Annotated in this window: 10 protein-coding genes; 6 read left to right on the top strand and 4 right to left on the bottom strand. The window is 40.7% G+C overall.

What is annotated here, in order from left to right; all coding sequences use genetic code 11:
• Nucleotides 1–8 precede the first annotated feature (8 nt).
• The 3 genes from ACP14V_RS02725 to ACP14V_RS02715 are packed head-to-tail and all read right to left on the bottom strand — an operon-like array spanning nt 9 to nt 5022.
• A complete protein-coding gene (locus tag ACP14V_RS02725) occupies nt 9–3335 on the bottom strand; it encodes an RHS repeat domain-containing protein (protein ID WP_272610745.1) in 3327 nt (1108 codons plus the stop codon).
• Complete coding sequence (locus ACP14V_RS02720; RefSeq protein ID WP_272610746.1) at nt 3328–4668, bottom strand: fibronectin type III domain-containing protein; 1341 nt, start codon at nt 4666–4668, stop codon at nt 3328–3330. Before ACP14V_RS02720 ends, ACP14V_RS02725 begins: the two co-directional genes overlap by 8 nt.
• Nucleotides 4669–4725: 57 nt before the next feature.
• A complete protein-coding gene (locus tag ACP14V_RS02715) occupies nt 4726–5022 on the bottom strand; it encodes a hypothetical protein (RefSeq protein WP_272610747.1) in 297 nt (98 codons plus the stop codon).
• Between the two features lie 211 nt (nt 5023–5233).
• On the opposite strand from ACP14V_RS02715, the gene ACP14V_RS02710 reads away from it, so the two are divergent.
• Genes ACP14V_RS02710 through ACP14V_RS02685 form a run of 6 tightly spaced genes read left to right on the top strand, consistent with a single transcriptional unit; the run spans nt 5234 to nt 11424 of the window.
• Nucleotides 5234–5647, top strand: a complete 414-nt coding sequence (locus tag ACP14V_RS02710; protein ID WP_272610748.1) for a type IV pilin-like G/H family protein — start codon at nt 5234–5236, stop codon at nt 5645–5647.
• Nucleotides 5647–6129, top strand: coding sequence for a hypothetical protein (locus tag ACP14V_RS02705; RefSeq protein ID WP_272610749.1), 483 nt, complete (start codon nt 5647–5649; stop codon nt 6127–6129). The genes ACP14V_RS02710 and ACP14V_RS02705 overlap by 1 nt, the downstream gene beginning before the upstream one ends.
• Nucleotides 6130–7542, top strand: a complete 1413-nt coding sequence (locus ACP14V_RS02700) for a GspE/PulE family protein (protein ID WP_272610750.1) — start codon at nt 6130–6132, stop codon at nt 7540–7542.
• 3 nt (nt 7543–7545) lie between these two features.
• Nucleotides 7546–9720: a type II secretion system protein GspD gene (locus ACP14V_RS02695; protein WP_272610751.1), complete on the top strand. Its 2175-nt coding sequence runs from the start codon at nt 7546–7548 to the stop codon at nt 9718–9720.
• A 2-nt stretch (nt 9721–9722) separates the two neighbouring features.
• Nucleotides 9723–10928 (top strand): hypothetical protein, encoded by a 1206-nt coding sequence (locus tag ACP14V_RS02690; protein ID WP_272610752.1) that lies wholly within the window; start codon nt 9723–9725, stop codon nt 10926–10928.
• Nucleotides 10912–11424 carry a hypothetical protein gene (locus tag ACP14V_RS02685; RefSeq protein WP_272610753.1) on the top strand — a complete coding sequence of 171 codons (513 nt, stop codon included), beginning with the start codon at nt 10912–10914 and terminating at the stop codon, nt 11422–11424. The genes ACP14V_RS02690 and ACP14V_RS02685 overlap by 17 nt, the downstream gene beginning before the upstream one ends.
• 239 nt (nt 11425–11663) lie before the next feature.
• Here ACP14V_RS02685 and ACP14V_RS02680 read toward each other — a convergent pair whose 3' ends face one another.
• Complete coding sequence (locus ACP14V_RS02680) at nt 11664–13307, bottom strand: FAD-dependent oxidoreductase (protein ID WP_272610754.1); 1644 nt, start codon at nt 13305–13307, stop codon at nt 11664–11666.
• Between the last annotated feature and the right edge of the window lie 80 nt (nt 13308–13387).

Raw genomic sequence — 13387 nt, 5'->3', positions numbered from 1 at the left:
GGTGCTGTTCAGTTTTTGTAGTGGTATTGATAATCCGTCAACAGGTTGCCTTCCTCATCCTTTACGGTCTCCAGCCGGTTGAAGTCATCATACTCATAATAAGAAGTGTATCCTCGTGGGTCGGTAATACTGGTAACCCCGATCAAAGGGTCGTAGGTATAGGTGGTAATCATAGCTTTGGAAAGTGCATTTCTCAAGCCATTTATACCCTCCATATCCCCTTCATCATAATCTGAAAGTGTTCCTCCCCCAAGTGCCGAAACGACTTCGGATAGGGTAGCATTCTCTATCTTGGCGATTGGATATTGACCATTGTAGCCCCATATATAATATATAGGCGAGCCATCTGCCCTGGTTACTTGGAGAGGATTTCCGTGACCATCATATTGCTCAAAGACAATCCTGTTTTCCAATTCACCCAGAGTTTCCGAATCGACACCCTTTGAGCTTTTGATCGTGTCTGCAAGAATAAGATCGCCGCCAAAATCGGAATAATGTGTTCTTTGTGTCGTTTTGGACAATGTTGCACCCCCATTATTTTTAACCGTGGTCACAGTTTGGATCGGTATCGCCACCTGGTGTAACTGACCCCCTTTCAATTTATCAATGATGCCTTTCTGAGATACCGAAATATGTGGAAGACCTAAAGAAGTAGTGTTTTCAATATCATCTGGGTAATGTATTTCCTTGACCACCGTATTACCATCACTGGTTATTTCTTCAGTTTTGGTTGGTTGTAAATGGGTATCGTTGTCATAAAAAATGGAAGTCATTGAGGTTAACTCGCTGCCATTTTCATCTCTAGTGGTGCTTTCTGTACTTGACAATAACTTAATGCCTGAATGGATAGGATATTCAACAATACTATATTTGTAAATACCAGTGTTTGGCAAATCTCTCCAGCAACTTGTCGAAGACCCTTCCATTTTTGCAAATGGAAGCACTTTGTACATCTTATAACTTTGTGCTTCATTGTATTTTTTGTTGATATACTTTCTTTCTTCCCGTTTTACAAAATTTGTGCTCCCATTAGGATACATGGTCGTAAATCTGTTTTGTCCACCCATCCAATCCTTTTTGATGAGTATAATACCATTGAAATAAGCAATAGGTACAGGAAGAACCATATCACTTTCTATGTCAAAAGTGTAATTTGTTCTACCGATATTATTATTGGAGTCATCAACAGTATATTCATTGACAGAGTTATAAACAACTGCACTGCCTCCATTTAACGTAAGGGTTTGAACCGTGCCACCAGATAGAAATCTTCTCTGGAATCCGCTCTGCGAAGGACAACCATCCCCTCCTCCACTCATATATATCACTTCTTGGACTAAATACTGTTCTCTCAGAAATACCTCGGGAGTAATGAGTTTTCCCGATGCGTATTCATACTTTTTTGAAAAGGCCAGTTCATTAGGCTTGTTATAGGAACTAATTTGTTGAATCCGAAGCCCCCCAGCTACTTTGGTCACTGGCGTCATATTTGTGGTATCCTTATGTTTATAGGTGATATCAGCTATGATATAGGCGGCTCCATCAAATTCTGTTGAGGTAGAGCTTCCCTCTACAATGACTTTAAGTTTATATGAAACCCCACTATCCAAAAACATGGGGTCGAAAGTTATCTCAATCTCAGATGAGCTTGGCGGGTTTTGGTACATATTAGGATACTGGCCAGGGGTAATGCTATGATTTATAAGGGTGTGATTGTATGTTCCCAGTTGCTCTAAAATCACTGTCGGATAAGTACCCGTGGTGCTTGTTCGGTTCGATGCTTCAATATGTAATGTCGCATATCCCGAATAATTAGGTGTGAAAATGATGGAATCCTGCAGAAATGGAGGGTTCCCAATGACATTGTCCAAACCGGCAGCCATGACATCTTTCACGGCATTAACAATTTCCCCTTCTGTTGTTACATATTCATTGGGTTCAAATGTAAATTCGGTATACCCGCCGGTTGGATAGGTAATTCTCTTAAGAATCCCATTGCCCATATATTCTGGATAGGGATTCCTGTCCGCGGCCCCCACGTCATTGCTATTAATTTTAAAATCCTGTTTGGGAATCAGAGTAGTGTTCGAGTTTTGTCCATTATAATAACCCCAGAAATCTTTTCCATTTGAGTTTACTGGGGGCAACATATTCTCGTCATATCCGAAAAAATGTGTTTTGGCCTCGGTTTCATTCTTATTATATTCTCGTAATTCTGTCAGCTTTAGCCGATAGCGACGCACATCAGTAGGATTAGGGTTATTGATCGGTGCAGATATATTAATATCTGAGTGATAGTAGTCATGAACGAATTCAAAGCTTTTAATGGTGTCATATTGTACCCCATTATAACTTAGTACCGCCATATTATCAAGTCTTTCCTTTGAGGTGTCGAGTCTTCCCGACTGTCTCGCGAATACAATCTTACCGTTTGGAAACACCACTTCCTTAAGTCGTTTTGGGGTATGCGTAGTCTGTGAAATTGAAGATAAATGACCAAACTCATGATCAGATGGGTATGTGTTAGTTGGATAATATCCAACAGCAGTTGTCTCTCTATAATTGTATTGGTATGTACTGAAAGGAGTAACACTTTCATAGATAAAAGACACATAGTCATTTTGGTTTACGGATGTAATTTTGGAAAGATGCCACGATGAAGTATAGCTCTGCTCGTTGCTACCTCCTAGAGTTATTGTTTGGGTTTGTTCAGTTTCATTGAATTCATAAACTACTCCATTCTCTGTAGTGATTACAAATTTACTGGGGACTCCTTCAAAATATTTTATGCGAATAGGGGTTTCTTCTACAAGTCTGGTTTCACCTTCTCGGTCGAAAAAGAATTTTCCCGAATAGCCAGCAAATGTATAATGATACATATCCGATTCAGTATCACGCTCCCCTAAAACAACATCATCCAAAAAATTATAATCCGAACCAATTTCATTTACTTCTGGGACATCATACTTCAAAAATCCATTTTGTACATCATCTGGAATACCATGTGGAATTTTTGAAATCAATCCTCCTACATTCATTGACCAGCCCAATCCTACCTCTGAGGCAATCTGGTCCACTTGTATTCCAGCACTATGGTAGCTGAGTGAAATAGGTATTTCTATATCTTTAACACTAATATTATGAAGAGGTATTGAAATACTTGGAACACCTGTATACATTCCTACCGGGTACTCTCCATATTTTATAAACTCCTGAGCTGTTGGTGATGGAGGAAAATATTCGCGCAATTCAAGGGCTTCTTGAGAAAAAATATTATTTATTCCTAAAAAAATGAATGCCAATACTTTAGATACTTTCGAAATCTGGTTAGTCATTTTCTAAAAGTTTTTCTAGTTTTTCAATCCTAGTCAATAAGTTGTTTATAGCTCGATTTTTTTTGTTGGCCTGCTCTTTTTCTTGAATAATATACAATGTCAACTCCTCTATCTTTTCCAAGAGCAGCCTGTTCATCTCGCCCAATTCCACTCCATTGGCCTTCACTTCTTCTGCGGATGGGATATTGGGCAAATGGCCCTTCTCCTCAATATGCTTTTGGACCTCTTCCAAAGTGGGAAGATCATAGCCTTTGGCAAAGACATAGTCCGGCCACAGCCAATTGTCACTGGACTGTACCTTGATCTCTTCCACGATCAGCTTGCCATCGACCGCCAATTTATAGCCCGTGGGGACCGAAACGCCCCCAATGGCCACATCACCGGAATAACTGGCCACACTGCCCGATTCCGTCCACACCGAACTTCCCCCGCCCGAGGTCGCATCCGTGGTAACGGAGACCGAGTTGCTCGCCGTACTTTCGTTACCCGCGGCATCCAATGCCGCGACCGTAAAGCTATAAGTGGTGGATGCTGTGAGCCCTGTTACCTGATATGTGCCCACATTGCCCAAGGTGGCCTCCAGGACCCCTCCTTTGTAAACCTTGTACCCGGTCACCCCAATATTGTCCGTCGCCCCGCTCCAGGAGAGGTTGGCCGTGGTATCGGTCTTACCGGTACTGGAAAGTGTTGGGGCCGTAGGGTCTTGGGTGTCCGGTGAACTACAGGTTTCCTGCACAGTAATGGTCCCCGAGATACCATCGTCTCCATTCTCGTTTGGATTTACTATGGTTATTGAGGTTGTACCTGAAGGGAATGTTATGGTATTGAACGCCACTGCACTGTTGACTATCATGGTCTCCATGACCGTTGAGGTCGTGGTCCTACTTCCCTGTAAGGTGATGTTCCCGGATTGATCAATGTTCAACCTCAATCTGGGAAGCCCATTGGAGTTGCTGAGCCAGGGTTCCTGCATTTCCAAATTATTGGATTGAAAAACCAAAAGAACATCTCCACCGTTCATTTCAGCTGTTTCTGTTTCCAAAGTATTCGGATGTATCTGTTGACTGTTCACTGTCATTTGAAAAGCATTGTTGATAAAATCAAAATCCACCATCAAGCTTTCCACATCGGTATAGGAGAAATTATGGGTTCCCCCATCGTTACCGTTTGAAAAAGTATCTGATACCGGGCAGGCCATCATAATTTCATTGGATATATCTTCAACTTCCAATAAAATGTGTTTTTCTTTAGGGTTTACCCCAGCGTGCATATAGTTACCCAATGAAAATAGGGCAACGAGTATAAGACTGCTCTGTTTTTGATTTTTTCCCATGAGTCAATAAGATTTTTGTTATTGTTTTTATGATTCTTGATAATTCCTTTTGCTAGCTTAACAATGAAGGGGCAACCCACCAATCCTATCCAATAGCGGTCTGTCCGTCCCGCTCGGTTCCAAGCCGCCAGTTTTGATATCTTTAAAAGATTTACAATCGCTTGGTATATTCACCACATTGAATTGACCGTAAACTTCTTTGGATATCCCGGTTTTCGTTCCACAGAAAATCCATCCGACAAGAAAACATTCCATATCGCGACTTTTCTTTGTGGTACCACTTTGGTTTATTGTATGTTGAATAGGAGAAAAAAGGGCATGAATCGCCCGTGAAGAGATTGTCTCTTTGTCCATAATTCAGTAGGTTATTAACATGTAATCACTTACTTTGGGAATAAGTTATTACGTCGCAATGATATACAAATTTTAAATGGTTGTTAACAAATATTTTATTTTTTCGATGAACTACAAACTGTAATGAAAATTCCTACTTTTTAATATACAAAATATAATAAACCATATCTTTTTTAGTTTATGGTACCACCAAGTCTTATTGATTTACCATATGGCTAAAACACTATTCCAAAGAAAAGTAATGGCCCTGAACCTTCAAGAAACATTGATTGTTCTGGCCATAATCGGCATTCTGCTTCTTTTGGCCCTACCCAATCTTATGCCCCTGATTTCCAAAGCAAAAAGTATTGAGGCCCAGACACAGTTAAAGGCGCTTTACAACTCGCAGACCACCTATAGGTACATGTACAGCAAATTTACCGGGGACATCAACGAACTGGATTTTGTTGCCCCAAAAACAGTGGAGGAAAATGGCACGGCCAATTACAGGTATGAAATTGTATCCGCCACAAATGCATCTTTCAAAGCAAGGGCAGAAGCCGTTACCGATTTTGATGGGGACGGCATCCTAAATGTCTGGGAAATTGATGAAAACGGCAACCCCAAACAAATCATCAAAGACTGATGATGGCCTTTCAATTGCTTACCGTGGTCACCTGCAGTATCATTGCTGTTCAGGATTTCCGGGAAAGAAAAGTCTTATGGCTTTGTTTCCCCTTCGCTGCTATATTTCTGGCTTGCCTACACATAAAACATGTTGGACTTTTACCATTCTTATATGCGGCACTTACCAATGTTTTTCTTACAAGTTGCATACTGTTGATCCTATGGTTGGTCACCAAGTATATCTTTAAAAAAGATTTTTTGAATGTAAGTTTTGGATTGGGCGACATGCTGTTCATGTACGCTTTCGCCATGGGATTTCCCACCATTACCTTCATACTTCTCTTTGTTGCATCAATTTGTTTTTCATTGATGGTCTTCATCTTCATGAAAGTATTGGGAAACATTGAAACAGTCCCTTTGGCAGGTCTCATGGGAATTTTCTTGGTAGCCGTTATCCTTATGGCCCATTTGCCCAACTGTCCATCCCTATATCTTCTATAAATGCAGCCGAACCCTTTTAAAATATCGTCCCAATTGCAGCAGTGCATATCTGCCGACCAGGCTTTTCACTATAGAATAGTACCTGTCTCAAGAGATGAAAATGGACTGGTGTTCAAGACCGATAACACCTCTCTCAAAGAACTTTTGGCCGAGTTGAACATTGTTCTTGACTCAAAAATTTCCTTGGAACCATGTGGACATGACGAACTTCAACAATACCTGACCACCAATTACCGACAACGAAAAAAACAGGAAACAGCACAGCTTGGGTATACCAATGATTTTTTGGAAAGCATTTTGATCGAAGCGAAAAGCATCGGAAGTAGTGACATTCACTTTGAACCCTATGAAAATAAATGCAGGGTCCGTTTACGATTGGACGGAAAGCTTTTGGAGTACTATACAATTCCTCTACAGGATTATCCTACCATGGTGAACAAAATCAAGATACGGGCCAATCTTGATATTGCCGAGAAAAGACTTCCCCAAGATGGTCGTATTACCGTAAACTCCAACGGACAGGAATTTGACATCAGGGTCTCCTCCCTCCCAACCCTACATGGTGAAAAGTTGGTGCTCCGTATATTGAGTCGGGACACTGGCTCCGTAAATCTTGATGACCTTGGATTTTCCCCAAAGGAATTGGCAACTTATAAAGAAGGTATAAAAAAACCCAATGGCATTGTATTGATTTCAGGTCCGACCGGGTCGGGTAAAACCACAACACTCTATGCTACCCTAAAGCTGTTGAATGATGGAGCCACGAACATCCTCACCATTGAAGACCCTATTGAGTATACCTTGGAAGGTATCAATCAGGTACAATTAAAAGAAAACATAGGTTTGGATTTTGCAAGTTCCCTCCGAACATTTTTAAGACAAGACCCTGACATCATCATGGTCGGCGAGATTCGGGACGTAAAGACTGCGAACATGGCCATTAGGGCCGCACTCACTGGTCATTTGGTACTTTCAACGATTCATACCAATTCGGCCTGGGCGACCATTTCAAGATTGATAGATATGGGAATACCCCCATTTCTTATTGCTAGTACCCTTAATATGAGCGTTGCACAAAGACTTGTTCGAAAATTATGTGATTCATGCAAACGAAAGGAACAAATAGATGCGAACGGTTTGCCCTCCAATTTTTCCGTTCCCAAAGATATGAGAGAACATTTTGTGGCTGTGGGATGTAATGATTGCCATCATACGGGTTACAATGGTAGAAAGGCCATCTATGAAATATTGCCCATCCAAGAGAATCTAGAGTCCTCAATAAAAAACAACGAACTACAAATAGAACACTACCTCGCTGAAAATAATATTTCAACTTTAAAAGTAAACGCCATCCATCTGGTCAAAGAAGGGGTGACCTCCATCGAAGAGGTCTACTCCCTATTAAGTAACTGATTCATGAGAAAAACCATTCTTATACTGTTCTGTTGTATTATAAACTTTATATCCGCCCAATACCAAGGCGACAGGATTCAAAGTATCCGTAACCATTTGGAGCTTTTGGCCATGGATAATCCGTCTTACAACGAGGCACTAAAACTTGAGGTGAACGTGACCAATGTTTCCCTCCCCAATTTTTTGATTGCAGTATCCAAGGTCCATAATCTCAATCTGAGCGTATCCAATGATATTTCAAACATTACTATTGTCAATAATTTTTCCAACGTAACGGTTTCGGACCTTTTGGTTTTCCTCTGTAAGGAATATAATCTCACCATTCATTTTACCGGCAGCATCCTTTCCATTAAACGTTATCTCCCCCCGCAGCCCGAAATTGTCGAGAAAACCTTTTTGGTCCAATTGGACCCCTCTACCCAATCCATCTCTTTGGATGTCAACGACATTCCTTTGGAACGGGTTTTTAGAAAGATCATGGATGTCTCCGGCAAGAACCTATTGTTTTCAAACAGCCTGAAAAGCAAACCACTAAATATTTATCTGAAAAGTGTGCCTTTTGATACGGCCATGGAAAAGATTGCCAACCTCAACGGTCTTTCCCATTCCAAGTCAAGGGACGGATTCTACCTGTTTAGCATGATTGATGCACAACAAAGTGGGTTTCGCACTAGAGGATTTAACAACAGGATGCCCTATGAGGTGCTTGACACTGTAAATAAAATCCTTAATGTGGACTTTAAGGACTCACCAGTGGCAGAAATTGTGGAGTCATTAAGTCTGGATTTGAAGCTTGACACCTATACGGCCACTCCTTTAGAGCAGGCCGGCAAAGTGACCTTCAATGCAAAGAATATCTATTTTGATGATTTACTGTTCCATATTTTTGAAAGTCAACAAAAGGGTGAACCAGTTACAGACAACAACAATGCTCAGAACGGACGTCCCCAACCTAGTAATTATGCCAACTCAAATACCAGACAAAATACCATATCACCAACTCATTTTACCTTTAAAAAGGAAAATAACATTTACTTTTTTGGCACTGCAGATCAGCTGAGCGTGCGCAAAGTGGAAGTAGTTCAAATGATGCACAGATCAGTGGAGTTGTTAAGTGACCCCACATCATATTCTGGGGGATATCGTTCCGCTGGCAGGACCAATACCGGAAACGTGAACTATTATGGCAACGGCCAAAATCCATCATTTCAAGGCGGACAGCAAAATTCCAATACACAAAGGAACATCGATACCAGAAGTACGGGATTTGGGAATTACCAGGACACGGCTGAAGCATTAGTAAATATCTTGCCCGATGAGATAAAATCTGAATTGGACATACGGGTGGATTTTGAACTGAACAGTTTTTTTGTAAGTGGTCCCTCGGCCAATATCGAGCGTTTTAAAAGTTTTATTGCCGAGATAGACAAACCCGTTCCCGTGGTCTTGATCGAGGTCATGATCATAGAGGTCAAAAAATCTGCAGTGGTGGAAACAGGGATCAGCTGGGGCATTGGAGAGGAACCTGTGGAAACCCGAGGCAATATATTTCCAAACACAGATCTTACGTTGGGTGCAAAAACTGTCAACAAAGTCATTGGTGGGTTCGATGGATTCGGTTCCTTCAATATTGGCAGGGTGGTGCCCGAGTTTTTTGCTACTATCAAGGCATTGGAAGAGAATGGAAATATCAAGATCCGTTCAACTCCAAAACTGTCCACCCTTAACGGACATAGGGCCAACCTTTCCATAGGGGAAACCACTTATTATGTGGTCACAAACCAAAGCTTCTTCGGTTCCCAAGTGCCCACAACATCTGAAATAAGGAATTATGCCCCTATAGATGCCGAATTGGCCGTGAGCATCAAACCCTTGGTCTCCGGTGATGGTCAAGTAACCTTGAACATCAATGTCATACAATCTGATTTCAGTAGTGAACGTATCGAGGATGATGCCCCTCCTGGGCTTACCTCCCGCGAATTCAGCTCAATCATCCGAATGCAGAATCAAGATCTTGCCATATTGGGCGGTCTCGAAGAAAAAGTCAAGAATGATTCGGGAAGCGGGGTTCCTCTATTGAGTAGGATCCCTGTTATAAAGTGGCTGTTCAGCAAAAGGAAAAGGGAAGATTCCAAACAAAAACTGACCATACTCATCAAACCAACCGTTATCTATTGATCTTGAAAGATTGGGTACGACATATTATGGAAGGAAACGTCTATCAAGGTCTGGAAATCTTTGAAAAGGACAACCTCATTTCTTACTCATTCTTGAGGGTCACCCAAAAAAATGGGGAACTTCTCATTTCTGTTGAAAATACTTTCGAGAAGGTTGATGAACTGGCAAAACTTATTACCAAAAAAGCCCCTCTTCTATTAGCTGTCAATACTTCAAAAGTTTTAAAAAAACAGGTTGATACCGATACCAAAGGCAATACTGAATCATGGGTATCCCAAGCTTTTCCTAATCTGGAACTGGACAATTTTTATTACCAGATTTTGGATTCCCTTACTTTTAAAATGGTGGCAATAAGCAAAAAGGAACACATAGACCAGCTATTAAAGACGTTGGAGGAGCACCATATTGAACCTACTTCTGTTTCTCTGGGCATCACCAACCTTGAAAACATTATCCCATACCTTAAGGGTTCCCCTATATTGGGATCCAATTTTGAGCTCAGCAAAAAAAACGACCATGAACTTCAATTTAAGGCCACTGATTCTTTCGAAAAAGTTCCGGTGGAAATAAATGGTCTTGTCCTATCCAACACAAGTCTATTGCCTTTTTCCAACATATTGGGCTACCTAGGCAAGGACCATAAAGAATCTAATCTAATCCATATAAACGAGCAATCTGAAAATAGGTTCAAAAACAATCGACTCTTTGACTTTGGACTAAAAATAGGGTTGGCATTGATCTTGGCCTTACTACTCTTAAATTTCTTGGCATTCTCACACTATAGAGAGAAAACCCAAGCTATGGAAACAGTATCAAGCCTCGAACAGCAAAGCATCACATTAAATACCATAAGGAAAAGGGTATCGGAAAAGGAATCCAGACTGAAGATGTTATTAAGTTCTTCCAATTCAAGAACCACCTTTTATCTAGATAGAATTGCCCATGAAATTCCAAATAGCATCCAATTGGATGAAATGGCATACCAACCTCTTATAAGACCCATTAGTGAGAAAAAAACAATTGAGGTTCTTAAGAACAGCATCTTGATATCTGGAAAAACAAACAATAAGGTAGCATTTTCGCAATGGACAGATTTGATAGAACACAAGAACTGGGTCGAGAAAGTAGAAATATTAGGCTATGAGTATGTCTCTAAAACCTCAGATAAATTCACTTTAAAAATCCAATTAAATGAAGTTGACCAATAAAAATAAATTTCTTATAGGTGGCTTCTTTTTATTGTTAATCATTAGCTATCAATTGACCATAAAAAAAACATTGGTACTTCGTAATGGTTATTTGTCGAACAATGCAAAAAAAGAACTCGCTAAAAACATTCCCTTGGAATTATCCAACATTGCCCAAAAGGAAAAACAGTTGGACAACCAATTCAAGAAACTCGATTTGGGCTCCATTAACTTTCAAAATGACCTATTAAAGTTTCTGAATGAAACAACATTGTCCAATTCGGTAAAAATGATTGAGTTCAACGCACCCCACACGGTTGAAAATGGAACCACTGAAACAAAGACCTTCATTTTTATTCTTGAAGGTGCATTTAGTGGTATCCTCAAGGTAGGGCACTCACTTGAGAGCCAGATAAATTTTGGTGCAATTACCCACATGGATTTTAAAAAAATGAAGGATTACAGGACTGGGAAGCTTTCTTTGCAAGCCACGATACACCTACAGCTCATGGAATAACTTTAAGCTATTTCAATTTGATATTTTTATGTAATTTTAATCAGAATAACAGTACACGATATCGTACACGTTTTTTGGCAAAATATGCCCTAAATAGCATAAAATAAGGGGTTTGGTGAAACTCATAACCCGAAGGTCGCTGGTTCGAGTCCAGTCCCCGCTACTAGAAAGAAAAAGGCTTCTGAAAAATCAGAAGCCTTTTTCTTTGCTTCCCAATCACGTTGCTGTTTTTTAAAACATTATGGATTTTGATAGTTGAGAACTTGCCTATCCTCAACCAACTGCTCCCTAAGTTTGTTATACGACACTTTTTGAACTGGCATTTTCTCATCAATCGCCAAACTGGCAGCGGTAGCAGCAGATTGTCCCAAAATCATAAAAACCGGTTCCATGCGTATGGAACCAAAGGCAATATGTGTTGCCGAAAGACATACCGGCACCAATAAATTCGAACACTCCTCCTTCTTTGGAACCATGGCCCCATAACTAATTGGGTAAGGGCCAAAACCTCCAACTTCTACATCACCTTCGTTTTTCACAAAACCTTTTTCATTTACAAACCTTTGCATGTGGTGGGAATCCATGGTATAGGCACCCATGCCCACGGATTGTTCGGCTGAAATGGAATCTTGGGTACAATGATGTTCGGTCATTACAAAATCACTTACCATTCGTCTTGCCTCCCTAATGTACAATTGGGGAGTCCAATGACCATTTTCCACAAACTCATCTTTGGGCAAGCCCCATTGTATAAACTCCTTTCTTATATCCTCTGGTACTCTTGGGTGGTTTCCCAAGGTCCACAACAATCCTTTTTGATAAGTTTCGTGTTCCCTGATGATTCGTTCCCGAGTCTGATAATCCCCTTCCGGATAATTGAAATTCTTTGCTATGTAATCTGAGGATACGGGACCTTTATTGTTACTATCCGTTTTTCCGTTCGGCATCTTGGACATAATAAAAAAGGGGCCTTGGTAACCCGCTTCTATGGCACGAAACAAAAGTTCGTACTCCTGCTCATTATATCCTTGTGGTTTTTTTACGAGTATCCTGTTCTCTGGAACATTGGTCAAACACATCCTAAAACAGAAAGCCTGTACTTTGTTGTCTGCTGAACCATCTTGGGCAATTGTGGCATTAATGTTGGGAAGCAGGCCACTGGTTGAATCTCCTGGAACAACATAGGGATCTACTCCATCCGGGAATTGGTGGTACTGGCCCAATGCTTTTTGCACACCATTAAGGTTTTCGCCATATTGTTCGTTGGATTCCCTACCCACGGTATAACTTACCCCACTTAGGGCCATTAAGTCGCCTTCATAGGTCGCATCAATGAACATCTTGCCACCGAACTCCCTACCAGACTCCATGATAATCGATTTTATGGCACCATCCTCCTTGACAACTTTTTTAGTCAAATCCAATCGTTCATTATAGACCACTTCTATATGATTCTCCCTAATCATATCTTCAAAGATTTCCATGGCCACTTTGGGCTCAAATGTCCACATGGACGGATTTGGATCAGGTGATTCATCTATAATATATTCTTCCCGTTTTTGAAACGGCCACGCTTTTGGGGCTTTATACTTTTGGGCAACACGCTCATAGAATTCCCTTGAAATTCCACCAATGGCATGCTTGTTTCCTATGTCAGTAGCTCCCAAACCTCCTGTTGACAGACCTCCTAGATGGTTACTGGGTTCAATGACAATTACACTTTTTCCCATTCGTGTGGCCTGCACCGCCGCAACAATACCTGCGGATGTTCCTCCGTATACGACAATATCATGGGATTGATTTGGGTCATTACTTTTGCATGAAGCCAATACAAATGGTAAGAATGTCAATATTCTAATACAGGCAACTATTCTTCTTTTCATTCTTTTGCAAGTTATTTGGTATGAATGTGTTTCTTCACTGTCTCTTATAAAAGTGGGTTTAACATTCAACCGTAGATTTG

It is taken from the genome of Flagellimonas alvinocaridis (assembly GCF_965248585.1).
Classification (GTDB): Bacteria; Bacteroidota; Bacteroidia; order Flavobacteriales; family Flavobacteriaceae; genus Flagellimonas; species Flagellimonas alvinocaridis.
The sequence above is the reverse complement of the archived record's forward strand: the minus strand, read 5'-3'. Positions and strand labels throughout refer to the sequence as shown.

Excerpts from the sequence above, each read along its gene's own strand:
- ACP14V_RS02700 (WP_272610750.1), top strand. The coding sequence starts at position 6,130 with ATGCAGCCGAACCCTTTTAAAATATCGTCCCAATTGCAGCAGTGCATA.
- ACP14V_RS02715 (WP_272610747.1), bottom strand. The coding sequence starts at position 5,022 with ATGGACAAAGAGACAATCTCTTCACGGGCGATTCATGCCCTTTTTTCT.
- ACP14V_RS02685 (WP_272610753.1), top strand. The coding sequence starts at position 10,912 with ATGAAGTTGACCAATAAAAATAAATTTCTTATAGGTGGCTTCTTTTTA.
- ACP14V_RS02720 (WP_272610746.1), bottom strand. The coding sequence starts at position 4,668 with ATGGGAAAAAATCAAAAACAGAGCAGTCTTATACTCGTTGCCCTATTT.
- ACP14V_RS02710 (WP_272610748.1), top strand. The coding sequence starts at position 5,234 with ATGGCTAAAACACTATTCCAAAGAAAAGTAATGGCCCTGAACCTTCAA.
- ACP14V_RS02680 (WP_272610754.1), bottom strand. The coding sequence starts at position 13,307 with ATGAAAAGAAGAATAGTTGCCTGTATTAGAATATTGACATTCTTACCA.
- ACP14V_RS02705 (WP_272610749.1), top strand. The coding sequence starts at position 5,647 with ATGATGGCCTTTCAATTGCTTACCGTGGTCACCTGCAGTATCATTGCT.
- ACP14V_RS02725 (WP_272610745.1), bottom strand. The coding sequence starts at position 3,335 with ATGACTAACCAGATTTCGAAAGTATCTAAAGTATTGGCATTCATTTTT.
- ACP14V_RS02695 (WP_272610751.1), top strand. The coding sequence starts at position 7,546 with ATGAGAAAAACCATTCTTATACTGTTCTGTTGTATTATAAACTTTATA.